Source organism: Micromonospora sp. LOL_015 (assembly GCF_048060275.1).
In the GTDB taxonomy this organism is placed as follows: Bacteria; Actinomycetota; Actinomycetes; order Mycobacteriales; family Micromonosporaceae; genus Micromonospora_E.
In genome coordinates this window covers 20,140-43,843 of record NZ_JBHMIO010000034.1, presented here as the reverse complement: position 1 = coordinate 43,843, position 23,704 = coordinate 20,140, and the positions used below count along the sequence as shown (strand labels likewise).

Sequence of the window (23,704 nt, the reverse complement as noted above, 5' to 3'; positions counted from 1 at the left end):
CGCCCCGGCGGCTACGGGTACGCGTGGGCCGGCGCTCGGAGCGCCGGTCGCTCCTTCACTCGGATCGTCCGGCACGTTCCTGCCGGTGAAAGGAAGCACTGACCATGGCTACGGTCACCTACGACCAGGCGTCCCGCATCTACGCGGGCACCGAGCGACCCGCTGTCAACAAGCTCGACCTCGAGATCGGCGACGGCGAATTCCTCGTACTGGTCGGCCCCTCCGGTTGCGGTAAGTCCACCAGCCTGCGGATGCTCGCCGGCCTGGAGGACGTCGACGAGGGCCGCATCCTCATCGACGACCGCGACGTCACCCACCTGCCGCCCAAGGCCCGCGACATCGCGATGGTCTTCCAGAACTACGCGCTCTACCCGCACATGACGGTGTACGAGAACATGGCCTTCGCGCTGAAGCTGCGCCGGACCTCGAAGTCGGAGATCGACCGCCGGGTCAAGGAAGCCGCCGCACTGCTGCAGCTGGAGGAGTACCTCAACCGCAAGCCGAAGGCGCTCTCCGGTGGTCAGCGCCAGCGGGTCGCGATGGGTCGGGCGATCGTCCGGGAGCCGCAGGTCTTCCTGATGGACGAGCCGCTGTCGAACCTCGACGCGAAGCTGCGGGTGCAGACCCGTACCCAGATCGCCTCGCTGCAGGCCAAGCTGGGGGTCACCACCGTCTACGTCACCCACGACCAGGTCGAGGCGATGACGATGGGCCACCGGGTGGCGGTGCTGCTCGACGGCGTACTGCAGCAGGTCGACACCCCGCGGAACCTGTACGACGTACCGGCGAACGTCTTCGTCGCCGGCTTCATGGGCTCGCCCGCCATGAACATCAAGACCGTCCCGCTGACCGAGCAGGGTGCCGTCTTCGCCGACCTGGTCGTCGAGCTGAGCCGCGAGCAGGTCGAGGCGGCCAAGGCCAACGGCGGCGGCAACAAGGTCACCGTCGGGTTCCGTCCCGAGGACTGCGACCTGGTCGGCGCCTCCGAGGGCGGCATGCCGATGTCGGTCGAGTTGGTCGAGGACCTCGGCTCGGACGCCAACGTCTACGGCTACGCGACGCTCGACGGCAGTTCGGAGCGGTTCGTGGTGCGGACCGACCGCCGGCACATGCCGCGGATGAACGACACCGTCTTCGTCCGACCCCGGCCGGGCCAGCACCACGCCTTCCACGCCGCCAACGGCCAGCGGCTCTGACCACCGCCGCCCCGGCTGGGAGTCACGACGTTTGATTCGTCGCGTGCGGCCGGTCTTCCCAGCTGGGAAGACCGGCCGCACGCTTTCCGGTGGACGGTCCTGGTCAGTGGACGAAGCCGGTCACGGTGTCACCACCCGTCCCCCGAAGGTGACCACGAGACGACCGTCCGAGGCGAACGACCAGCCCAACGAGCCCGAGTATGCCGAGCACCGGGGGCCGTTCGAGCCGGACCAGAACTGGTTCGAGCTGTCTGAGTTGCCGATGATCCGGTCGTTCGAGCCGCTGTCGCACGACGTGTTCCCACGGAACACCGAGCTACCACCGTCGAAGTTGAAGTTGCGCTCCTCGCTACCGATGCTGACGTTGTTCGACACCGTCATCGTGCCGAGGTTCCGGTTGTACGTGAACCCGTGCTTGCCGTTGCGGTACGCGATGTTGCTCCGGATGGTGTGATTGACGCCGATGTCCTCGCCGCCGAGCTTGTAGCCGTTGCGGTCGCCGTCGCCGGCCTGACCACCGTTGCTGAGCGTGCCGTTGTCGTACGCCAGGGAGTGCTCGATCGTCACCGCGCCGATCGGTCCGGTGTCACTCTTGGTGTAAAGGTCGTACCCGTCGTCGATGTTGTTGTGCGCCACGGTGTAGCGGAAGACGTTGCCGGGACCGACGGTGAGCTTCGGGGCGAATCCGTCGGCGTCCTCACCGTCAGAGTCGACATTGTCGTGCGACACCGAGCTCAACACCAGGTTGTTTGACGGCCACTGGTCGCGCGGTGCTCCGGCGATGAGCCGCGACAACTGCAGGCCGGTGTCCCGGTTGTGCCGGGTCACCACCCGTTCGATGATGTTGTGGTTGCCAGCGAGCAGGATCCCGTTGTCGCCGGCCCGTTCGACGATGATGCCGTATACGTGCCAGTAGGACCCGCCGATCGCCAGCCCACGGTTGGCCGAATCCTCACTCTGTGCCGAGAAGTTCAGGATCGGCGTCTCGCCCGGGTAGGCGTACAGATTCTTACGGGCACTGGGCGTACCGCTGTTGCCCTGACCGATGGTGATGGTCTGCGAGTATCGGTAGGTGCCGCCACGCAGGTAGATCGTGCCGCCGGGGGCGACCCGGGTGATCGCCGAGGTGAGCGTCGTCGGGTCGGACACCGTCCCGGACGCGCTGTCGCTACCGTTCGGCGCAACGTACAGGGTGTCACCGGACGGCGGCGGGCTGGTCGGCGGCGCGGTCGTGGGCGGCGCGGTGGTCGGCGGCGGGCTGGTCGGCGGTGCGGTGGTCGGCGCGGGGGTCGTGGGTTCCGGTACGGAGCCGAGAGTGTCCACCCTGACGTCGTCGTAGCTGGCCCCGGCGTAGCCGGTGACCAGGGCTATCCGGCCGGAGTCGTATGAGTCGTCGCTGCCGGAGCCGATCTGGCTGCCGTCGACGTAGCCGCGGACGGTGCTGCCACTCGACTCGATCCGCAGGGTGTACCAGGTGCCGGTGGCCACGCTCAGTGCCGCCGAGCCGAGCACAGTGATCTGGCTGCCGTTGACCACCTGCAGCTCGGCGCGATTGTTGCTGGTCAGCGCCAACCGGTACATCCTGGTGTTGCTGGTGACCCGGGAGGCGATGCCGACGAATCGGTCGGATCCGTTGAACGACAACGGCTTGACTCTGGCCTGCAGTTGGTAGTCGGTCCAACTGGTGCTGCCGGCGAAGAACCGGGCCAGGTTGCTGCCGGTGTTGTCCTGCCGTAGCACCTGGCTGCCGTCGGAGACGACCTCCCAACTGCCGCCCGACTTGGACCAGCCGCTGGTGCCGCCGCTTTCGAAGTCGGCCTGGAACAACGTCGCGGCGTGAGCGTTGCCGCTGGTCGCCGCGAGGACCAGCGTCGCGGTGACCGCGCTCGCGCCCAGCGTGGCCAACAGCCCACGACGGCGTCTGCTCGTTCTGCTCTGCACGTGCGCTCCTTCGGTTGGCACCACGCCGGTGGCGGTGCGGATAAAGGGGTGGGCCGGCGGGCGTCTCGCCGGCCCACCCCGCTTGTGACCCGGCCAGGCTGGTCAGTCAGACCGGCAGCCTGCCGACAGGTCAGACCGGGAGCTTGCCGGCGCCCGCGGTAAGCCGGGTGTAGATCGGGACGACGGCGGCGGGCAGCACTGGCCCGTGCCGCAGGGTCGGGGTCCAGCCAGCGTCGTCGCCCAGGTCCGGGTCGTTCGCCGCGTTGTACGCGTCGAGCAGGCTGGCCGGGCGCAGCGGCCGGTGACCCTGCCCGACCCAGCTGCCCTTCTCGGTCAGCACGGTGCCGCCCCAGTCGTGCAGCAGGTCGGCGGTGTCGATCCCGGAGCCCAGCCGGAACGAGTTGTTCTCCAGGTACGGTGCGCCCTGTACGCCTACTCCGACGGCGTACTCGAAATCGTCGCCGAACAGGTCGTAGTGGTTGTTGTAGACGTCGATCTGACCGAACCGGATCCGGGGCAGCCGTTGCAGGCTGCCATCGAAGACGTTGTGGTGCAGGGTGACGTTGAGCCGGCCGACGTCCGGGCCGACAGTGTTCGACGAGCCGATCAGCATGACCTTGTCCCGGCCGTCGAACCGGTTGTAGGAGACGGTCACCAGGCTGGCTGTGTGGGTGATGTCGAGCGCTCCGTCGTGCACCTGCAGCGGCCGGCCAAAGTGGATCGGTTGGGCGCTGTCCGGGTTGTCGCCGTCGGTGAAGGTGTTGTGGTCGACCCAGACATTCTCTGAGCGACGCACCGACATCAGGTCGAACTGGGAGTTCCAGTTGCCGGCGTCGCCGTCATCCGGCGACCAGGCGGGAAAGCAGTCGTACGCGTCGTCGAAGACGATGTTGCGAACGATGACGTTCCGGACGCTGTCCACCATCAGGGTCAGGTTTTCCAGCCGGGCTCCGCGCAGCCCGATGATGGTGGTGTTGGCTCCGACGTTGATCTGGGTGTACCGGGTCTGGTTGGTGACCGACCGTCGACGGGCGTCCTCGAGCGGGCCACTCGGGTCGTTCTCGTATCCCCAGACGGCCGGGTCGTAGGTGACCAGGAACTCGTCGAAGTCGTACTCGGGGTCGGCGAGGTCAGCGCAGGTCAGCAGGTTGCCGTCCGGCCCTTCGAAGCCGTTGACCGTGCCCTTGATGTAGATGATCTTCGGGGTGTCGTTGTTCCGGTTGGTGGCGTTGTCGCCGCCGAGGGCGTCGATCAACTCGGCTCGGCTGTCGACCACGTGGACGTTGTCCTGGCTGGCCGCCGATCCTCCGGTGGTGCCGGCACCGGCGGCCGCCCAACCGTCGTTCGGTGGCAACGCCTGGCGGCCCAGCGACCGGGCCGTCCAGGACAGCCGGTCGGAACCGGTGTCCCGGCCGGCGGCGGCCGGGGCCGGCAGCACCGCCACGATCGCGATTCCGGCAACAGCGGCAGTCAATCTCCTCAGTCGCATTACCACACTCCGCAAACTATTGTCTGGACTCGATCACGTAACACTGACGCAATCTTCCTGAACCCAAACGATAAGTTTCATCACGAAATGTGTCAATGCAAGTTGTTTGCAGATTGTTTGCATTGCATTCGGGCGAGACCTATTTACCCGACATCAATTTGCCGAGAGGACGACTAATCTGTCCGACTTCGCGACACCGGCGGCGGCCGCCAGTTTGCAGTACGTTCTCCGCCGACCCGGTCAGCGGCCCACCACCCCCTGCGCCAGCCGGGCCCGGTGTGGCCGGACCGCCCACGGCACCTCCTGCTCGGAGAAGAGCGCCAACTCGGCCGCACCGCGCCGGACGACCGCGTTCACGCCCTCGATCGTCAGCACCCGGTCCGTTCCAGCCGCCCCGGTCGCGACCGTTCGGTCGGGACCGATCAGACACGGCTCCGGAGCGGCCTGAACCACCTCCAGCAACGCGGTGAACGCCTCGGTCCGGCTCAGCGGGGCGATCAGCGGTACACCGGACGGATCCCTGCGGTGCGCCAGCAGGTTCTCCAGCAGCCCGGTCCGCCCCGGCACCGGCCGCATCGCCTGCTCGCCGGGCAGCCGCAGCCGGTCCGTCGGATACTCGAGCACCGCAGTGCCGGCGGTACCGTGCACCAGCACCTCACCCGGAATGAACTTCTCCCCGGCCAAGGTCACCGCGACCACGATCGACAACCCCGAACTCAGGGTGATCCGCATCGACGCGGTGTCGTCCACCTCGATCGGACGCACCCGGTAGCGCTCCAGCTCGACCAGCACCGGCGGGCTGGGATCCACCGCTGCCGCCACCGCCAGGCACTGCATGGTGGCGTGTGCCAACGGGTTGGCCAGCGCACCGTCCAACGACGGGCGGCCGTCGACCGTACGCCGCCCGGCCCACGGCGACCGCCGGTAGTACGCGTCATCGCGCTGCCAGGACGCGACCGTCGAGATCCCGGTGACCGAGCCGAGCCGACCGCCGGTGGCCGTTGCAATCAGCTCAGCCAGCGCCGCCGATCCGAGCGCCTGGAAACCGACCTGACAGGCCCGGCCGTGCCGGGCCAGGGCAGCGGTCAGCCGCCGGTGCTCGTCCAGCGACAGCACCGGCGGCTTCTCCAGCAGCAGGTCCGCGCCGGCGGTCAGGGCGTCCAGGGCGATCGGCAGATGGGTGTGCGGCGGCGTACAGATCACCACCACGTCCGGCCGGGTGTCCGCCAGAATCCGCCGGTGGTCGGTGTCGACCTGCACCCCGTCCGGGACCGGGGCGTAGGGTGCCGGCTCGACCGGCCGTACGTCAACCAGGCCGACCAGGCGCAGTTCACCAGCGGCGTGCAGCGGGGCGATCTGCCGCCGGTGCCACATGCCATGCCCGTTGGCGCCGATCAGGGCCACCCGGGGCGGGTTGCTCGTCACGTCGGGAACCTCCACCTGTCGACGGCCGCCGTCAGCCGACCGCGCCGGTCAGCGCGCCGACCACCCCATGCTGGTCCAGCGTGGTCAGCCAGGTCGTGATCATTTCCTGGACCTCCGGGTCGGCCGCCAGCTCCGCCGGGAACACCTCGGTGAGCCCGAGCAGCGTGGCGACCACGCCCGCCGGGGTGGCACCGGATTCAGCCAGCGCCGCCCGGATCCGCCCGGCAAGTGGATCGTCCAGCGGCAGCTCGGCCCCATCGTCGGCCCGCCCCTGCACGAACCGCATCCAGGCGGCGACCACCAGCGCAGACCAGTACGGCCGGTCCCCTGTCGCACGCCGCTCGGCGATGGTGTGCAGCACCCGCTGCGGCAGTTTCTGCGAGCCGTCCATCGCCACCTGGATGGTGCGGTGCCGGATCGCCGGGTTGGCGAACCGCTCCAGCACCGACTCGCCGTAACCGACAACCGAAACCCCGTCCGGCGGGGTGAAGCTGGTCGCCACGTCCTCGGCGATCAGCCGGCGCAGCACCTCGGGCAGGCCGGGGATACCGACCAGCGCCTCGGCGATGGTGTCGTACCCGGCCAGCGCCCCGAGGTAGGCGATGGCCGAGTGCACCCCGTTGAGCCCGCGCAGCTTGAGCCGCTCCCACGGGCCGGCGTCGCCGGTCAGCACCGCCCCGGCGGTCTGCCAGGCCGGCCGGCCGCCGGGGAAGTCGTCCTCGACCACCCACTGCGAGTACGGCTCCCCGGCGATCGCCGCCAGGTCGCTGACGCCGAGCGCGGACCGGGCAGTGGCCAGGGTCTGCGCAGTGGCGGCCGGCACGATCCGGTCGACCATGGTGCCGGGGAAGGTGACGTTGGCGTGCACCCAGTCGGCGCTTTCGTCGGGCACCTTCGCGTACGCCAGAGCCTCGCTGACCAGACCACGCAGCCGGCGCCCGTTCGACGGCAGATTGTCGCAGCTGACCAGGGCGAGCGGGCCGGCGTCGGCGGCGGCGCGGGCCGCCAGCCCGCGCAGCAGCAGGCCCGGAACGGTCACCGGCGGCCGGTCGGTGGTCAGGTCGGCGGCGACCGCCTCGTCCGGCCGCAGCCGCCCGGTGACCGGATCCAACTGGTACGCCTTCTCGGTCACGGTCAGCGTGACCACCCGGATCGCCGGGTCGGCCAGCAGCGCCACCACCGCCGCCGGGTCGCTGGCGGCGTGCCGGACCCCGGCGAGCCCGCCGACCACCCGGGTCCGGGCCGCGGCGGTGGACAGCGTGGTGACGCTGAACAGGCAGTCCTGGTCGGTGAGCCGACGCACCACGTCGATGTTGCGTGGCGCGACACCGACGATGCCCCAGTCACCGCCGGCGGCGGCGACCGCCTGCTCGGTGTAGACCGCCTGGTGGGCCCGGTGGAAGGCACCGAGGCCCAGGTGGACGATACCGGCGTCGACGTCGCCGGGGCGTACCAGCGGTCGGCTGTCCGCGGGCACCCGGCCCAGGGTGCCCATACTGAGCAACGGGATGTCGTTGTTCACCGCCACACCGGCCCGTCCGGGAAGGAGAACTCGGCGATCGACGCCGGTTTCATGGTGGCGCTGTAGCCGGGCTGCTCGGGCACCAGGTAGCGGCCGCCCCGGGTGCGGACCGGGTCGACGAAGTGTTCGTGCAGGTGGTCGACGTACTCGACCATCCGGCCGTCCAGCGAGGTGCCGACCCGCAGGTAGTCGAAGATCGCCAGGTGCTGCACGTACTCGCACAGTCCGACGCCGCCGGCGTGCGGGCAGATCGGCACACCGAACTTGGCGGCCATCAGGATCACCGACAGCACCTCGTTGACCCCGGCGATCCGGCAGGAGTCGATCTGGCAGACCCGGATCGCCTCGGCCTGCATCAACTGCTTGAAGATCACCCGGTTGGCGGCGACCTCGCCGGTGGCGACCCGGCACCGCCCGTCGGACAGTTCGGTGACGGCGGCGGCGATCCGGGCGTGGCCGAGCACGTCGTCGGCGTGCGTCGGCTCCTCGATCCAGTACGGGTCGACCTCGACCAGCCGGGCCATGTTGGCGATCGCCTCGTCGACGTCCCACACCTGGTTGGCGTCCATCATCAGCAACGCGTCCGAACCGATCTCGGCACGGATGATCCGGGCCCGGCGCATGTCGTCGTCGATCGGGCCGCCGACCTTCATCTTCATCGCCCGCCAACCCTCGGCGTACGCCGCCCGGGTCAACGCCCGGACCTTGTCGTCGGGGTAGCCGAGCCAGCCGACCGATGTGGTGTACGACGGAAAGCCGTCACGTTCCAGCTCGGCAAGCCGGTCGGCCTGCCCGGCCAGCCCCTTGTCCAGGATCGCGGCGGCCTCGTCCGGCGTGATCGCGTCACTGATGTGGTGGAAGTCGACATTGGCGACCAGTTCGTCGGTGGGCATCTCGGCGAGCAGCCGCCACAGCGGCTTGCCCTCCAGCTTGGCCCGCAGATCCCAGACGGCGTTGACCAGCGCGCCGCACGCCATGTGAATGACGCCCTTCTCCGGGCCGAGCCAGCGCAGCTGCACGTCGGCGGTGAGTGACCGCCAGAAGGCGACCGGTTCGGCGACGATCTCGGCGACGGTCCGGCCGGTGACGTGGTGGGCGAGGGCGCGTACGGCCGCGCAGGTGATCTCGTTGCCGCGGCCGTTGGTGAAGGTGAAGCCGGCCCCGAAGACCCCGTCCGGCGAGTCGGTGCGCAGCTCGACGTAGCTGGCCGAGTAGTCGCCCCGGTTGATCGCGTCCGAGCCGTCGCCGGCCGCGGCGGTCGGAAACCGTACGTCGTGCACGTCGACGCCGGTGATGGTCACATTCATGGCAGCTTTTCCCCGATCTTGAAGACCCGCTTGGGCAGCCGGTACGCCAGGTCGACGATGGTCTCGGCCGCCTCGTCGAGGCCGAGCCGGTGTTCGGCGACGAGCCGGGCCAGGAAGGCGGCATCGACCCGACGGGCCACGTCGTGCCGGGCCGGGATGGAGCAGAACGCCCGGGTGTCGTCGACGAAACCGGCGGTGTTGTAGAACCCGGCGGTCTCGGTGACCGCTTCCCGGAACCGGCGCAGCACCTCCGGCGAGTCCAGGAACCACCAGGGCGCGCCGAGGTAGAGGGCGGCGTACCCGCCGGCGAGCGGGGCCAGCTCGCGGGTGAAGGTGTACTCGTCGAGGGTGTAGACGACGATTCGTAGCCGTGGGTCGTTGCCGTACGCGTCGAGCAGCGCGGTCAGCGCGTGCAGGTACTCGGTGGCCTGCGGGATGTCGCCGCCGACGTCGCGGCCGTGGGTGGCGTACAGCCACTTGTTGTGGTTGCGCACCGAGCCGGGGTGCAGCTGCATCACCAGTCCATCCTCGATGGACATCTGGGCGAACTCGACCAGCATGTGCGCCCGGAACGCCTCGGCGTCCTGCGCCGTCGCCTCGCCGCGCAGCCCTCGGTCGTACAGCTCGGCGGCCTCCCGCTGGTCCAGCCGCAGGGTCAGCGCGGTCGGGTGGCCGTGGTCGGAGCTGGTCGCCCCAGCCGCGATGAACGCCTGCCGACGGGCCCGCAGAGCCGCCAGATAGCCGCCGTATGTGCCGGTGTCGGAGCCGGTGATCGCGCCCAGCGCGGCGACGTTGTCCGCCCAGCCGTCGAACTCGAAGTCGACGACGTTGTCCGGCCGGAACGTGGTGATCACCCGACCGCCGGGCCCGCCCCAGCCGTCGGCGGCGAGCTTGGCGTGCCGGGCCAGGTCGTCCAGCGGCGACTCGGTGGTGGCCAGCACCTCGATGTTGAACCGTTCGAACAGGGCCCGGGGTCGGTACGCCGGTTCGGCCAGCTTCGCCGCGATCGCGTCGTAGACGTCGTCGGCGGTGTCCGGGCCGAGTACGGCGTCCACCTCGAACACTTCGGCGAACGTCTTCTCCAGCCACAGCCGCGACGGGGTGCCCCGGAACAGGTGCCAGTTGGCGGCGAGCCGGCGCCAGATGGTCCGGCCGTCGGTCTCGGTGGCGTAGTCGCCGTCGCCGGCCGGCGGCCGGGCCCGGATCCCCGGCCGGGTCGGTACGCCGAGCTCGCCGGGTGGGATGCCCTGGCTGAGCAGCATCCGCGTGACGTAGTGGTCCGGCACGACGAGCAGCCGCGCCGGGTCGGGGAACGGCTCATCGTCGGCGAGCAGCGCCGGGTCGACATGGCCGTGCGGCGAGATGACCGGCAGGTCCCGGGCGTGCGCGTACAGCTCGCGGGCGATGGACCGCTGGGCGGGTTCGGCTGGGAACAGCTGGTCCGACCGGTCGGGTTGCGGGGACACGGAAGCAGGCTCCTCGGGGTACGAAATCAGGGGTCGTCGCTGTGCGGTGGGGCGGTGCCGGCCGGTACGCCGTGGCCAGACCCGCCGGTCAGTCGACGGTGAGCAGGTCTGACACCCGGACCGGCTGGCCGGTCTCGAAGGACCGGTTGGCGGCCAGCCCGGTCAGCAGCGCGAGCGCACCGTCGCGGGCGGTGGCGGCCCGGCCCATCGGGTCGGTCTCGCCGCCGAACAGCACAGCGGTCATCTTGGCGTCCGCGCCGCCGTGCCCGGACCGGGTGTAGCCGGCGACGGGCACCTGCCGGGGCTGCTCCCAGAACGGTCGGACGGTCAGCTTGGCCCAGCCCTCCTCGACCGCGGCCTGGACGCCGTGCAGCGCGGCGCCCTTGAGTTCGCCGGCGGCGTACGGACTGACGAAGTCGCTCTCCACCACCTCCAACTCGAGCCGACCCCTGCTGCCATTGAACATCACCCGGTAGCCCTCCCAGGGGGCGTACGCGGTGAGGTGGTACGTCATCGTGGCCCCGGTGGAGTAGCTGGCCAGCACCGACATGTCGTCCTCGATGGTCACCCCGGGGGCGAAGACGTTCTGGTCGCGGCGGTAGCCGTCCTCGGCCTCGGCCTCCAGGTAAAGCGCGCGCAGCCGGGGGTGCGCGGCCATCTGCAGGGCGAACGGGTCACCGGCGGCGGCAACCTCGCCGTGCGCCCGGTCGTAGTCGCGGGCGTAGCCGTGCCGGCGGCCGGACTCGCCGTAGAAGAACAGCCGGCCGGCCGCATAGACCTGCACCGGGACCGCGTCCAGCCACCAGTTGACCAGGTCGAAGTGGTGGCTGGCCTTGTGCACCATCAGGCCGCCGGAGTTGGCCTTGTCGCGGTGCCAGCGGCGGAAATAGTCGGCGCCGTGGCGTACGTCGAGCAGCCATTCGAAGTGCACCGAGCCGATCTCGCCGATCTCGCCGTCGGCGAGCACCTGCCGGACCCGTTCGTGCAGCGGGTTGTACCGGTAGTTGAAGGCGACCCGGACGGTGCGACCGGTCCGGCCCACCGCGTCGAGGATCCGCTGGCAACGCGGCACGTCGACAGTCATCGGCTTCTCGGTGATCACGTCGCAGCCGGCGTCCAGGGCGGCGACGATGTACTCGTCGTGCACCCGGTCTACGGTGGTGACCAGGACGACGTCCACCCGTTCCTTGCTCAGCATGGTGACGAAGTCACTGGCCGGGTAGGTGGGTACGGCGTCGCGGCCGAGTTCCTCGAGCCAGGAGTTGTGCGCGTCCATCCGGGCCTGGTTGCTGTCGGCGAAGGCGACGAGTTCGGTGCTGTCCCGGTAGTCGAGGACCAGGGACCGGACGAACATCTCGGCGCGGGCGCCGGCGCCGACGAGCGCGTAGCGCAGCCGCCGATCGGGTTCTGGGGACATCCTGCTCCGCCTCCGGGTTTGGCTGCAAAGGTTTGCAGCAGAAGTTGCCACGGGACGGACACCTTCGTCAATGCCCAGGGATCATCTGGCCCGTTTTATGTCAGTACGCGAGGGTCTGATCACCCAGTACGACCACGGTCGCAACAAACTCGCAATCGAAGACCGTTGACACCTGAGCAACCGTTTGCATTAATTGGCGAACCGACGTGACCCCAGCCACACCGGTCGCCGCCCCGCCAGGGGCGACGGCCGCATCGACGAAGGACGACGCGTGCCAGCCACCATTCGAGACGTCGCACGGGCCTGCGGAGTGCACATCTCCACCGTGTCCCGCACGTTCTCGGCGCCGCACCTGGTCAACCCGGAGACCCGCAGCCGGGTGCTGGCCTGCGCGGAGCATCTCGGCTACCGCCCTAACCGGGCGGCCCGCGCGTTGATCACCGGCCGGACCCACAACATCGGCCTGATCGTCGCCGACATCGCCAACCCGTTCTTCCCGCCGCTGATCAAGGCGGCGGAGAGCCAGGCCCGGCACCGCGACTACCACATCTTCGTCACCGACACGAACGAGGATCCGGCGGTCGAGGAGGAGCTGGTCCACGCCCTCGCCAAGCAGGTCGACGGGGTGCTGCTGTGCAGCCCTCGGATGAGCAACAGTCTGATCGAGCAGCTCAGCCGGGACGTGCCGCTGGTGGTGATCAACCGGCAGGTGACCGGCCTGCCGAATGTGGTGATCGACGTCGGCCAGGGTGCCCGGCTCGCCGTCGAGCACCTGATCGGCCTCGGCCACCGGCGGATCGCGCTGCTCGGCGGGCCGCGCGGATCGTGGACCAATCGGGAGATCCGGCGGACCGCCACCTCGGCGGCCCGTTCGGCGGACGTCACGTTGACCGTGATCGGCCCCAACCCGCCCACCGAGGGCGGCGGCATCGCCGCGGCGGAACAGGTCCGCCGGGCAGAGGTGACCGCTGTGCTCGCCTACAACGACCTGATGGCGATCGGCCTGATCGAAGGGCTCGACGCACAAGGGGTCGTGGTGCCCCGAGACATCAGCGTGGTCGGCATCGACGACATCGCGCTGAGCCGGCTCACCCGACCCAAATTGACGACGGTGGCCACGCCGAATGCGGCCGCCGGTCGGGCGGCCGTCGACATGCTGCTTCAGCATGGCGACGACCGTCGCACCACCGCCCAGGTAACGCTCCAGACCGAGTTGGTCATCCGCGACTCGACGGGCCCGGGGCCGCACCGTCATGCGGACCCGGGCGGCGCGGCTACCGCCGCGCCAGCCGATGTCGCCTCCTAACCCCAAGGAGTGAGCGCAATGCACCCCGCAACATCACCGACGGCGAACATGCCTGCCCAGCGTGCTCACCGTACCCCCTTCGGCCGGCGCCGCCTGCTGCGCGGTATCGCCGCCACCGCTGTCGTGCCGCTGGTCCTCGGCGCCGCCGCCTGCGGAGACGACGGCGGCTCGTCCGACCCGGACGCGCCGGTCACCATCGAGTTCTTCTGGTGGGGCGGCGAGTCCCGTGCCGAGCTCACCGAGCAGGCCCTCGACCTGTACGAGGAGAAGAACCCAAACGTCACCATCAACCCGACCTGGCAGGCGTTCACCGGCTACTACGACAAGCTGGCGACCATCTCGGCCGGCGGCAACGCGCCGGACATCTTCCAGATCGACGACAACGGCCTCGCCGAGTACGCCGGACGCAACGTCACCCTGGATCTCACCCCGTTCGTGGAATCCGGGGCCATCGACCTGAGCAACCACCCGGAGAGCCTGACCCAGTACGGGCAGATCGACGGCAAACAGGTCGCGGTCGCCGCCGGCGAGAACACCCCGGCCCTGGTGTACGACAAAACCAAGATCACTGAGCTAGGCCTGCCGGAGCCGGAAACCGGCTGGACCTACGACGAGTTCATCGCCTGGGGCGTTCAGGTGACCGAAGCGGCCGGCGACGGCTACTGGGGCGCGATGGATCCGAGCTCCGACTACAAGGCGCTCTGGCTGTGGCTCCGCTCGCAGGGCAAGGAGTTCTACGACGGGTCGCAGCTCGCTTTCACCGAGGCCGACCTCACCGAGTGGTTCCAGTTCTGGCTGGACGCCCGGGAGGCCGGGGCCACCCCACCGGCCGACGTGGTACACGAGGCCGTCGGCGGCGGCGTCTCCGACCAGCTGGTGGTGACCGGCAGGGGCGCCACCTCATTCATGTGGTCGAACCAGCTCTCCGAGCTGGGCAAGTCGACCGAGAGCGAACTCGGCATGGTGGCCTACCCCGGCGACCCGAAGGGCCAGTGGGCGCGGGCATCGCTGTACTGGGCCGGGTCGCGCTCCACCGAGCATCCGGAGGTCGTCGCCGACGTCATCGACTTCCTGGCCAACGACCCGGAGGCGGCGCAGATCCTCGGCGTCGACCGGGGCCTGCCATCCAACATCGACAACCGGGAGACGGTCCAGGCGGGTCTCGACGACCCGTACATGACCGCGACGGTCGAGTTCGAGAACGCGCTGATCCCGCAGATGGGACCGGCACCGGCACCGCCGCCGCAGGGCCACGGACCGCTGCGGTCCACCCTGACCACGGTCGCCGAGAGCGTCACCTACGGCCAGGCCAGCCCGGCCGACGCCGCGGCGGAGTTCTTCCGACAGGCTGAAGCCACCCTCAAGTAGGTCCGGGCCGGACTTGCGCGGTCGTGGTGCCCCCGGCGGACGCCGTGGGCACCACGACCGCAATCCGGGCCGTGGGCACCACGACCCGTGATCCGAGAAAGGAGCCAGATCGTGGCCCTGACCACGAAACCCGTCCCGGCCACGAGTACCAACACTGCCCCGGCGGACACGAACAAGCGGCGGGGCAGCGCCAAGGGCGGCAGCCGGCGGCACGGCGAAGGGCTGGCCGGGTACGTCTTCCTCTCCCCTTGGCTGCTGGGGCTGATGGCGATCACCGCCTTCCCCATGCTCTTCTCGCTCTACCTCAGTTTCACCAACTACGACATCCTGTCGTCCTGGGAGTTCGTCGAGTGGGTGGGCTTTGAGAACTACTGGGACCTGTTCGTCAACGACCAGACGTTCCGCCACTCAGTGCAGGTCACGCTGATCTTCGCGTTCGTCGCCGTACCGCTGAAGTTGGCCGCAGCCCTCGGCGTCGCGCTGCTGCTCAACCGGGAGTCCCGCGGGGTGGGGCTGTTCCGCAGCCTGTTCTACCTGCCGTCGCTGCTCGGCGGCAGCGTGGCGCTGGCGTTGATCTGGCGGGCGATGTTCAGCGGCGACGGCGCGTTCAACGACTTCCTCGGGCTGTTCGGCATCCCCGGACAGCCGTGGGTCAACGACCCGGACTGGGCGTTGGAGACCCTGATGGTGCTGGCCATCTGGCAGTTCGGCGCGCCGATGGTGATCTTCCTGGCCGGGCTCAAGCAGGTGCCGACCGAGCTGTACGAGGCGGCCTCGGTCGACGGCGCCGGCAAGATCCGGCAGTTCTTCAACGTGACACTGCCGATGCTCTCCCCGGTGATCTTCTTCAACCTGGTGCTGGAGACGATCAACGGGTTCCAGGGCTTCACCGCCGCGTTCGTGATCAGCAACGGCACCGGCGGCCCGGTCGACTCGACCATGCTCTACACGCTGTACCTCTACACCAAGGGCTTCACCGAGTTCCAGATGGGATACGCGTCCGCGCTGGCCTGGGTCTTCCTGATCGCGATCGGCCTGATCACGGTGCTGTTCTTCAGCACCGGCCGGTTCTGGGTGCACTACTCGGACGGAGACAACGACTGATGGCTACCGAAGCTGCTCCGATGTCGACGGCGGACGGCGACAGCGCCGCACGCCGCCGGGCCGCCGGCGGCACCGCCCGAGGCGTCGCCCGGGTGGCGGTGCTGGTCGCCATCCTGGTCGTGGTCCTCTACCCGCTGATCTGGGTGCTGGGCTCGTCACTCAAGTCACCGACCGAGGTGGCCAGCAACCTGTCGGTCATCCCGCAGGACCCGACCTGGGCGAACTACCCGGACGGCTGGAACTACCTGAGCAACATCTCGTTCGGCCGGTTCTTCTGGAACAGCACGGTGATCTCGATGGCGACCGTGGTCGCCAACGCGGTCTCCTGCCTGCTGGCGGCGTACGCCTTCGCCCGGCTGCGGTTCCGGGCCCGCAGGTTCTGGTTCGCCATCATGATCGGTACGCTGCTGCTGCCCAGCCACGTGCTGATCGTGCCGCAGTACATCATGTTCAACTCGTTCGGCTGGATCGACACCCCGCTGCCGTTGATCGTGCCGAAGCTGCTGGCCACCGAGGCGTTCTTCGTGTTCCTGATGGTGCAGTTCATGCGGGGCATCCCCCGGGAGCTGGACGACGCGGCCAAGATCGACGGGTGTTCGCCGTTCGGGGTGTTCCGGTACGTCATCGTGCCGCTGGCCCGGCCGGCGCTGGTCACCACGGCGATCTTCTCGTTCATCTGGACCTGGAACGACTTCCTGACCCAGCTGATCTACCTGCCGAGTGTGGAGAGCTACACGGTGCCGATCGGGCTGCGGCTGTTCATCGACTCCACCGGGCAGACCTCGCTCGGCCCGATGTTCGCCATGTCGGTACTGTCGCTGCTGCCGGTCTTCCTCTTCTTCCTGGCGTTCCAGAAGATGCTGGTACAGGGCATCAACACCAGCGGTCTCAAGGGGTGACGTCGATGGCTCCCGCAGAGTGGCCGGACAACCCGGCACCGGCCCGTGCCGACTGGCGCGACACTCTGCGGGCCGCCACCGACCTGGCGCTGCTCGGCATCGTCACCGCGCTCGCGTCGGCGGCCGTACTGACCGCCGGCGCGGCGCTGGCCACCGCCAGCGCCGCGATCCACCAGTGGACGGTCGACGGCCACTGGCCGGATCTGCGGGACCTGGCCGGGCGATTCTGGCGCGGGCTGCTGCCCGGAGCCGTCGCCACCGTGGTCGCCGTGGTCGGCACGCTCCTGCTCGCCGGCAACGCCGTGCTGATCTCGGCCGAGGTGGTGCCCGGCGGCACGGCGATGCTGGTCGGCACCGTGCTGCTTGCCGCGCTGGTGGCCGGCTTCGCCGGCCTCGTCGTGGTCGAGATCGGCCGGGGCGCCGGTGGCTGGCGGGCGGCGGTGCGGGCCAGCTGGCGGATCGCCGAACGGCGACCGCTGGCGGTGCCGGCCGCCGCCGGGGTGGTCGGTCTCGCCGCCGTACTGACCGTGCTGGTCATGCCGATCCTCGCGCCGATCCTGCTCGGCTACACCCTGTTCGCCCTGCACACCGTGCTGCGCCGGTTCAACCGGCGGTGAACCGGTGCGTCACGAACCCGTCAGCGGTCGGGCAGAAGATCACCCTACGGTCCCACGAGCAGGCCACGGTACGCACGCCCTGCAGTACGCCGAGTTCGAGCCGGGCGGCCGGTGCGGCAGCCGGTACGCCGGCGACGCTGGCGTCCTCCGGGTAGCTGCCCGGGTCGTCCAGGAACCACAGCAGGTTCGCCCGGTCGATCCTTACCGCCACCCCGTCGCGGCTCAGCAGCTCCTCGCCGTCGGAGTCGAGCAGCAGCGACAGGTAGGGAGTCGTCGTACGGCGCAGCAGGATCTGGTCGCCGACCGGCACGACCACCTCGAAGTCGGCGGCCGGCACCCGCCACTGCACGCCGTCCTCGGCCGGGTCGATCACCACGAGTTCGTTCGTGTCGCTGCCGTAGCCGGTCGATTCCAGCAGGCAGATCCGGGTACCACCGCATGGCGTGAGGCTCTGCAGCCGCCGCTGGTCGTCGGCCGGAGTGTAGAGATTCACCGGCTCGCCGGAGACTGACAGGTCGTAGGACGCCAGCCGGTACCCGCTGCTGTCCGACGGCGCGATCACCAACCGGCCCGCGTAGACCAGCGCTGGGTCGGTCGGCGCGGCCACGTTGGACCGGTCGCCGAGCAGTTCGCCGGTGCCCGCGTCGAACACCCGGGCGTGCCGGGTCGAGGTGAGCTGCACGATCCGTCGGTCGTCGGCCAGGTCGGGCGTGGTGGGGGCGCCGTCGAAGCCGGCCGGGCCGGTCAGGTCGGCGGCGCTCACCGCCGGGTACACCGCGGTGTCGGTGGCGTCGTACTGGTCGGCTGGGTTGTCGTACGCCCAGCGTTCGGTGCCGTCCCGCAGGTCCAGCCCGACCAGCCGGGCACCTTCCACGTCGGACCAGACGAGGATGTCGTCGAAGACGAACAACTGGTCCTTGCCGAGGATCTCGAAATCCCACAGCTGCCGGCCGTCGGTCGGGTCGAGCACCGCGACCGGCCGGGTGGCGCTGCTGTAGGCGTCGGCGACGGCGATCACCGCGTCCGGGGTGGCCCGCAGGCCGAACCACCGGTCGGCGCGCACGGTCGTCGCCTCGTCCCACCGCTTGTCGCCGGTCGCCGGGTCGACGGCGACGACACCGAGCCGGCCGTCGTCTCGGACGTAGCCGCCGTACGCCTGGCCGTCGACCAGTTGGGTGAACCCGGCGTCCGCGTCCTCGGGCACCGTGATCGCCTTGCCCACCTGGCTGAACGCCCGGAACTCGATCGGCCGGGCCGGATCCCGCAGCAGGTAGACGACGCTGGCGACGGTCACCGCGACCAGAGCCAGGGCGGCGCCGCCGACCAGCCACGGCAGCCGCCGCCGACGCCGCCGCGCAGGGCCGGACGGTGCGGGTGAGACCGGGGATGGTGCGGGTGCAACCGGCGGTGCGGCTGCAACCGGCGGTACGGGTGACGCGACGGCGGACGGCGCGGCCGGAACGGATGCCGGCGCAGGCAGGTCGGCCAGCGCGCCTTCGGCGACCGGCAGTTCCGGCTGCTCCAGCACGGTCGGTGCGATCCCCAGCTCGCTGTGCAGCATCCGGGCCACCAGCGGCACCCGCGACGAGCCGCCCACCAGGAACAACCCGGCGAGCTGGCCGACGCCGAGGCCGCAGGCCGCGATCACCCGGGCCGTCTCCCGTACGCCCCGACCGATCAGCGGGGTGGCGACCTGCTCCAACTCGTCGCGGGTCAGGTGCACCGCCCGGTCCACGCCGGGCACGGCGACCGGTGCCGACGACGCCCGAGAGAGCATCTCCTTCGCCCCGCGTACGTCGTCCCAGAACTGCCGACGGTTGCGCCACTGCGCCGGGGTGGCCGGCGCGGCCAGCTGCTGCCGTACCTGCGGATCGAGCACCGCGCTGAGCTGTTCGACCAGCGCCGCGTCCAGGTCGAGACCGCCGAGCTCGGTGAGGCCGCCGGAGCCGATCACCGCGAACCGGGCCCGCCCGTGCGGGTCGACTCCGTCGTTGCGTACCACGGCGATGTCGAGGGTGCCGCCGCCGAAGTCGAACACGGCGAGGGCCTGCCCGACCGGCACCGGTCGGCGTAGCACGTCGGCGAAGTAGCGGGCCGCCGCGACCGGCTCCGGCACCAGCCGGGTCCCGGGCGCGCCGGACCCGACCGGCGGCGGGCCGGAGGTGGCCGGCCCGCCGGAGGTCACCGGCGGCCAACCGGCGCGGGCCACCGCGTGCGCCAACACCTCCCGGCGGCGGGCACCCCAGCCGGCCGGGTAGGTCAACGCCGCGGGTGGCAGGAAGCCGACCGCCTCCACCGCCGACCGGGCCACTGCGGCGAGCACGGCTGCCAGCAGGTCAGCGGTGGGCACGTCATGGTCGCCGAGCAGCACCGTCGGCTCGTCGACCCGGCGTTTCGGGTTCGGCTCGAACCGGGCCGGGTCGGCCTGGGCGAGCCGAGACGCGTCCCGGCCGACGTACAGCCGGTCGCCGAGGAACACCCCGGACGGCAGGACCGGCACGCCGTCGAAGAGCAGCGGTCGGGTCCGCCCGTCCGGCCAGCGCAGCACCGCGACCGTGTTGGAGGTGCCCAGGTCGACACCGAGGGCGAAGCCCCCGTCCTGCCCTGTCATCAGCTGTTCCTCCGCCGCACCCCGAACCCGCCCGACACCGACCCCGGGCATGCTACGGGTGACTGACCCGCTGATCAGCGATCGGCCGGTCAGCCGACCAGACGGCGGCGGGCGACCTCGGCGAGGGTGACCGCGGCGGCCACGCTGGCGTTGAGCGACTCGACGTCGGAGTGCATCGGGATGCGTACCCGCAGATCGCAGGTCTCGCCGACGAGCCGGGACAGCCCCCGGCCCTCGGAACCGACCACCACGACCAGCGGACCGACCGCGGCCTCCAGGTCGTACAGGTCGGTCTCGCCGTCGGCGTCCAGGCCGACCACGGTGAACCCCTCGGCCTGGCACTTCTTCACTGCCCGGGTCATGTTGACCACCTGGCTGACCGGGGTCCGGGCGGCGGCACCGGCACTGGTCCGCCACGCGGTGGCGGTCATCCCGGCGGCCCGCCGCTCCGGCACGAACACGCCGTGCGCGCCAAACGCGGCCGCCGAGCGCACCACCGCGCCGAGGTTGCGCGGATCGGTCACTCCGTCCAGGGCGACCAGCAGCGGCTCCGGCTGCTCGGCGGCGGCGGCCAGCAGGTCCTCGAACGGCTCGTACGCGTACGCCGGCACCTGCAGCCCGACGCCCTGGTGCAGCACACCGCCGGTCATCCGGTCCAGCTCGGCCCGGGTGATCTCCAGGATCGCGATGCCCCGGTCACCGGCGGTCCGTACCAGCTCGGTCACCCGGTCGTCGACGTCGATGCCCTGGGCGAGGTAGAGCGCGGTCGCCGGCACGTTGGCGCGCAGTGCCTCGACCACCGGGTTGCGGCCGACCAGCAGCTCCGGGGCGTCCTTCGGCGGGTGCGCCTTGCGGCCCGGGGAGACCCGCGGCCCGGACCGGGCACCGCCCCGGGCCAGCCGGCCGGTGGCCGGACCGCCCCGGCTGCGGCCACCGCCGCCCCAGGTGGTGTCCTTCGTCCCGGGTACGCCGATCTTCGGGGTGCGCCCCTCGGCGGCCGCCGCCCGGCGTTCCTTCTCCTGCTTCCAGGCCGTCTTGTTCGGCAGCTTCTCGGTGCCGGAGTAGCCCTTGTGCCACGGCCGTTCATCGGCCGGCAGGGTGCGGCCCTTGCCGGCCAGGCTGGACCGGTTCTTGCCGCCGGAGCCCTGGGTGGTGCCCTTCTTGGGGGTGACCCGCCGGCCACGTCGTTGCGAGTTGCCGGGCATCAGGTCTGCTCTCCAATGGTCCAACGGGGGCCGTGCGGGGTGTCCTCGACCGTGACGCCGGCCTGCTTGAGCTGGTCACGCACCGCGTCGGCGGCGGCCCAGTCGCGCCGGGCGCGGGCCTGCGCCCGCTGGTCGAGGGCGAGGGCGATCAGCGCGTCGACCGCGCCACGCAGCTCGTCGCGCGGGGCGGCGTCGCCCCACGCCGGGTCGAGCGGATCGAGGCCGAGCACGACGAGCATGGCGCGGACCCGGCCCAGGCTGGCCCGGACCGCGTCATCATCACCGCCGGCCAGCAGGTTGTTGCCGTCGCGGATCTCGTCGTGCAGCACGGCGAAGGCGGCCGACGTGTTCAGGTCGTCATCCATCGCGGCGGCGAATTCCGCCGGCATGTCGGTGGCGGCGACCGCGCCGACCTGCTCCGCCGCCCGCCGGACAAAACCCTCGATCCGCCGGTACGCGGTGGCACTCTCCAGTAGGACGTCGTCGGAGTAGTCGATGCGGGACCGGTAGTGCGCCGCAGTCAGGTAGTAGCGCAGCTCGACCGGACGCACCCCGAGCCGGGCGACGTGATCGAGGTCGATGACGTTGCCCAGTGACTTGCTCATCTTCGCGGCACCCAGGTTCAACAGCCCGTGGTGCACCCAGTAGCGGGCGAACGGCAACCCGGCCGCCTTGGACTGGGCGACCTCGTTCTCGTGGTGCGGGAAGGTCAGATCCAGCCCGCCGCCGTGGATGTCGAACTCGGGGCCGAGGTAACGCCAGCACATCGCCGAGCACTCGATGTGCCAGCCGGGCCGGCCCGGACCCCACGGCGAGCGCCAGGCCGCGTCGGCGGGCTCCCCCGGCTTGACGCCCTTCCACAGTGCGAAGTCACGCGGGTCGCGTTTGGCCCGATCGGCGCCGTCGCCGGCCGGCTGCATCGCGTCGGGGCGCTGCCCGGACAGCGCGCCGTAGTCGGCGTACGAGGCGACGTCGAAGTAGACGTCGCCGCTGCCGTCGCCGGCCGGGTAGGCGTGGCCGCGCTCGATCAGCCGCTCGATCAGCTGGTGCATCTCCGGAATGTGCCCGGTGGCGCGCGGCTCGTACGTCGGCGGCAGCACGTTCAGGCTGCGGTACTCGGCAACCAGCACCTGCTCGTTGGCGTACGCGATCGACCAGAACGGCTGACCGGCGGCGGCCGCCTTGTCCAGCACCTTGTCGTCGACGTCGGTGATGTTGCGGATGAAGGTGACCCGCAGCCCCTGGTGGGTCAGCCAGCGGCGGAGCACGTCATAGTTGACGCCGGAGCGAAGGTGACCGATGTGCGGTGCGGACTGGACGGTGACGCCACACAGGTAGACGCTGACCTCGCCGGGCTGGCGGGGCACGAAGTCCCGCACGGACCTGGTCGCGGTGTCGTACAAACGGAGCGTCACGCTACGAGGGTACCGACTGGCACCCGTCCGTACTCTGTCGGTGTGCACGCGCGAGGGGCGGAGACGGCGCAGACCCTGGATCGGGGGCTGCGCCTGCTGGGCCTGGTCGCCGAGGCGACCGGCGGGATCACCGTCACCGAGGCCGCCGGCCGGCTCGGTATCGGCCGGGCCGCCGTCTACCGGCTGGCCACCACCTTGGCCGCGCACGGCATGCTGCGCCGCGACACCGCCGGTCGGCTGCGGCTCGGTGCCGGGCTGCTGCAGCTGGCCCGGCGGGCACAGCCGCTGCTGGCCGATGCCGCGCTGCCGGCGCTGCGCCGGCTCGCCGAGTCCTCCGGTGCCACCGCCCACCTGACCGTCGCCGATGGTGCCGAGGCGGTGGCGCTGACCGTCGTCGAGCCGAGCTGGACGGCGTTCCACGTGGCGTACCGGGCCGGGTCGCGGCACCCGGTCGGTCGCGGGGCCGCCGGCCGGGCGATCCTGGCCGGCCGCGACGGTACGCCCGGACCGGTGACCAGCAGCGGCGAGTTGCAGCCCGGCGCGTACGGGGTCGCCGCCCCGGTGCTCGGCGTGCCCGGCATGGAGGCCAGCGTCGGGGTGGTGGCGATGGGCGCCCTGGACGTGTCTGCGATCAGCGTGCAGGTGCAGGCGACCGCCGAGGCGGTGTCCCAGCTGCTCGCCGGCGAGCTGTGACCGCTTTGCTGTGCAGCAGCGCAGTCGGGTTCAGAACAGGTCGGCGAGGGCGTCGGGCAGCTGCGCCAGGCTGGTGACCTGCGCGTCCGGGCACACCTCGGGCGGGCAGGACTCGCCGCGCCGGTTCAGCCAGACGGCCCGCAGCCCGGCCGCCTGGGGGCCGACCACGTCGTGCGGGATCGAGTCGCCGACGTAGACCACCCGGTCGGCGGCGGTGACCCCGGCGGCGGTCAGTACGGCGTCGTAGAACCGCTGGTCCGGCTTTTTCGGCAGGCCGTCGACGTGGGCGTACACCTCGAAGGCGAACTGACCGCGCAGCCCGCACCGGTCGGCGCGGCTGTTGCCGTTGGTGGCCAGGCCGACGGCGTACCGGCGGCGCAGCCGGTCCAGGGCGGGCAGCGTGTCGGCGTACGGCCGGCTGAGCGCGAACCGGCGCTCGAAGAAGATCCCGGTGATTCGGTCCAGCTGCTCGGGCAGGCCGACCCGGTCCAGCGAACGGGCCAGCGCGCCCCGGCGGATCTGCATCACCGGCGCGGACGGGTCGGCGGCGAACGCGGCCGCCCAGTCGTCGGCCATGTCGCCGAGGGTCAGCTCGGCGGCGCGCGGGGTCAGCCGGCGCAGCTCGGTGAGGACGGTCTGCAGCGCGCCGGTGACCGCGGGCCGCAGGTCGACGAGGGTCTCGTCGACGTCGAACACCACGGTGGTAATCACCCCACCAGGGTA

The 23,704-nt window shown here is 70.8% G+C and carries 18 protein-coding genes; 7 read left to right on the top strand and 11 right to left on the bottom strand.

What is annotated here, in order from left to right; all coding sequences use genetic code 11:
- Nucleotides 1–104: 104 nt before the first annotated feature.
- Nucleotides 105–1,196 carry an ABC transporter ATP-binding protein gene (locus ACFHWU_RS22765; RefSeq protein WP_278171834.1) on the top strand — a complete coding sequence of 364 codons (1,092 nt, stop codon included), beginning with the start codon at nucleotides 105–107 and terminating at the stop codon, nucleotides 1,194–1,196.
- A 120-nt stretch (nucleotides 1,197–1,316) separates the two neighbouring features.
- Here ACFHWU_RS22765 and ACFHWU_RS22760 read toward each other — a convergent pair whose 3' ends face one another.
- The 7 genes from ACFHWU_RS22760 to ACFHWU_RS22730 form a co-directional block, all read right to left on the bottom strand.
- Nucleotides 1,317–3,137, bottom strand: coding sequence for a family 16 glycoside hydrolase (locus tag ACFHWU_RS22760; protein WP_416591527.1), 1,821 nt, complete (start codon nucleotides 3,135–3,137; stop codon nucleotides 1,317–1,319).
- A 130-nt stretch (nucleotides 3,138–3,267) separates the two neighbouring features.
- Entirely contained in the window at nucleotides 3,268–4,620 is a 1,353-nt protein-coding gene (locus ACFHWU_RS22755; protein ID WP_416552086.1) for a pectate lyase family protein, read from the bottom strand.
- 246 nt (nucleotides 4,621–4,866) lie between these two features.
- Entirely contained in the window at nucleotides 4,867–6,051 is a 1,185-nt protein-coding gene (locus ACFHWU_RS22750; protein ID WP_416551912.1) for a Gfo/Idh/MocA family protein, read from the bottom strand.
- A gap of 31 nt (nucleotides 6,052–6,082) precedes the next feature.
- Entirely contained in the window at nucleotides 6,083–7,546 is a 1,464-nt protein-coding gene (locus ACFHWU_RS22745; protein ID WP_416552087.1) for a mannitol dehydrogenase family protein, read from the bottom strand.
- A 23-nt stretch (nucleotides 7,547–7,569) separates the two neighbouring features.
- The gene (locus tag ACFHWU_RS22740) at nucleotides 7,570–8,880 is read right to left on the bottom strand and encodes an enolase C-terminal domain-like protein (RefSeq protein WP_416551913.1); all 1,311 of its coding nucleotides are present in this window, start codon (nucleotides 8,878–8,880) and stop codon (nucleotides 7,570–7,572) included.
- Nucleotides 8,877–10,346, bottom strand: coding sequence for a glucuronate isomerase (uxaC, locus tag ACFHWU_RS22735; RefSeq protein ID WP_416551914.1), 1,470 nt, complete (start codon nucleotides 10,344–10,346; stop codon nucleotides 8,877–8,879). Before uxaC ends, ACFHWU_RS22740 begins: the two co-directional genes overlap by 4 nt.
- Before the next feature lie 88 nt (nucleotides 10,347–10,434).
- Nucleotides 10,435–11,763: a Gfo/Idh/MocA family protein gene (locus ACFHWU_RS22730; protein WP_416551915.1), complete on the bottom strand. Its 1,329-nt coding sequence runs from the start codon at nucleotides 11,761–11,763 to the stop codon at nucleotides 10,435–10,437.
- A 271-nt stretch (nucleotides 11,764–12,034) separates the two neighbouring features.
- Here ACFHWU_RS22730 and ACFHWU_RS22725 point away from each other — a divergent pair, with 271 nt between their 5' ends.
- The 5 genes from ACFHWU_RS22725 to ACFHWU_RS22705 all read left to right on the top strand — a co-directional run bounded on the left by ACFHWU_RS22725 (nucleotide 12,035) and on the right by ACFHWU_RS22705 (nucleotide 17,057).
- Nucleotides 12,035–13,069 (top strand): LacI family DNA-binding transcriptional regulator, encoded by a 1,035-nt coding sequence (locus ACFHWU_RS22725; RefSeq protein ID WP_416551916.1) that lies wholly within the window; start codon nucleotides 12,035–12,037, stop codon nucleotides 13,067–13,069.
- A gap of 48 nt (nucleotides 13,070–13,117) precedes the next feature.
- Nucleotides 13,118–14,437, top strand: a complete 1,320-nt coding sequence (locus ACFHWU_RS22720) for an ABC transporter substrate-binding protein (protein WP_416551917.1) — start codon at nucleotides 13,118–13,120, stop codon at nucleotides 14,435–14,437.
- A 111-nt stretch (nucleotides 14,438–14,548) separates the two neighbouring features.
- Nucleotides 14,549–15,541 (top strand): carbohydrate ABC transporter permease, encoded by a 993-nt coding sequence (locus tag ACFHWU_RS22715; RefSeq protein ID WP_416551918.1) that lies wholly within the window; start codon nucleotides 14,549–14,551, stop codon nucleotides 15,539–15,541.
- Nucleotides 15,541–16,440 (top strand): carbohydrate ABC transporter permease, encoded by a 900-nt coding sequence (locus tag ACFHWU_RS22710; RefSeq protein WP_416591526.1) that lies wholly within the window; start codon nucleotides 15,541–15,543, stop codon nucleotides 16,438–16,440. The genes ACFHWU_RS22715 and ACFHWU_RS22710 overlap by 1 nt, the downstream gene beginning before the upstream one ends.
- Before the next feature lie 5 nt (nucleotides 16,441–16,445).
- Nucleotides 16,446–17,057, top strand: coding sequence for a hypothetical protein (locus ACFHWU_RS22705; RefSeq protein WP_416551919.1), 612 nt, complete (start codon nucleotides 16,446–16,448; stop codon nucleotides 17,055–17,057).
- On the opposite strand, the gene ACFHWU_RS22700 is transcribed toward ACFHWU_RS22705, so the two are convergent.
- The 3 genes from ACFHWU_RS22700 to cysS form a co-directional block, all read right to left on the bottom strand.
- Nucleotides 17,044–19,668: an Hsp70 family protein gene (locus ACFHWU_RS22700; protein WP_416591525.1), complete on the bottom strand. Its 2,625-nt coding sequence runs from the start codon at nucleotides 19,666–19,668 to the stop codon at nucleotides 17,044–17,046. The genes ACFHWU_RS22705 and ACFHWU_RS22700 overlap by 14 nt on opposite strands.
- An 89-nt stretch (nucleotides 19,669–19,757) precedes the next feature.
- A complete protein-coding gene (rlmB, locus tag ACFHWU_RS22695; RefSeq protein ID WP_416551921.1) occupies nucleotides 19,758–20,873 on the bottom strand; it encodes a 23S rRNA (guanosine(2251)-2'-O)-methyltransferase RlmB in 1,116 nt (371 codons plus the stop codon).
- Nucleotides 20,873–22,288, bottom strand: a complete 1,416-nt coding sequence (gene cysS, locus ACFHWU_RS22690) for a cysteine--tRNA ligase (RefSeq protein ID WP_416551922.1) — start codon at nucleotides 22,286–22,288, stop codon at nucleotides 20,873–20,875. Before cysS ends, rlmB begins: the two co-directional genes overlap by 1 nt.
- Before the next feature lie 42 nt (nucleotides 22,289–22,330).
- Between cysS and ACFHWU_RS22685 the strand changes: the two genes are divergently transcribed.
- Nucleotides 22,331–22,981, top strand: coding sequence for a helix-turn-helix domain-containing protein (locus ACFHWU_RS22685; protein ID WP_416551923.1), 651 nt, complete (start codon nucleotides 22,331–22,333; stop codon nucleotides 22,979–22,981).
- Nucleotides 22,982–23,011: 30 nt separating this feature from the next.
- On the opposite strand, the gene ACFHWU_RS22680 is transcribed toward ACFHWU_RS22685, so the two are convergent.
- Nucleotides 23,012–23,692, bottom strand: coding sequence for an HAD family hydrolase (locus tag ACFHWU_RS22680; protein ID WP_416551924.1), 681 nt, complete (start codon nucleotides 23,690–23,692; stop codon nucleotides 23,012–23,014).
- Between the last annotated feature and the right edge of the window lie 12 nt (nucleotides 23,693–23,704).

What these genes read in the sequence shown, in the direction of transcription:
- ACFHWU_RS22700 (WP_416591525.1), bottom strand. Translation starts at nt 19,668, where the DNA reads ATGACAGGGCAGGACGGGGGCTTCGCCCTCGGTGTCGACCTGGGCACC.
- ACFHWU_RS22720 (WP_416551917.1), top strand. Translation starts at nt 13,118, where the DNA reads ATGCCTGCCCAGCGTGCTCACCGTACCCCCTTCGGCCGGCGCCGCCTG.
- rlmB (WP_416551921.1), bottom strand. Translation starts at nt 20,873, where the DNA reads ATGCCCGGCAACTCGCAACGACGTGGCCGGCGGGTCACCCCCAAGAAG.
- ACFHWU_RS22745 (WP_416552087.1), bottom strand. Translation starts at nt 7,546, where the DNA reads ATGGGCACCCTGGGCCGGGTGCCCGCGGACAGCCGACCGCTGGTACGC.
- ACFHWU_RS22765 (WP_278171834.1), top strand. Translation starts at nt 105, where the DNA reads ATGGCTACGGTCACCTACGACCAGGCGTCCCGCATCTACGCGGGCACC.
- ACFHWU_RS22730 (WP_416551915.1), bottom strand. Translation starts at nt 11,763, where the DNA reads ATGTCCCCAGAACCCGATCGGCGGCTGCGCTACGCGCTCGTCGGCGCC.
- ACFHWU_RS22705 (WP_416551919.1), top strand. Translation starts at nt 16,446, where the DNA reads ATGGCTCCCGCAGAGTGGCCGGACAACCCGGCACCGGCCCGTGCCGAC.
- ACFHWU_RS22710 (WP_416591526.1), top strand. Translation starts at nt 15,541, where the DNA reads ATGGCTACCGAAGCTGCTCCGATGTCGACGGCGGACGGCGACAGCGCC.
- ACFHWU_RS22740 (WP_416551913.1), bottom strand. Translation starts at nt 8,880, where the DNA reads ATGAATGTGACCATCACCGGCGTCGACGTGCACGACGTACGGTTTCCG.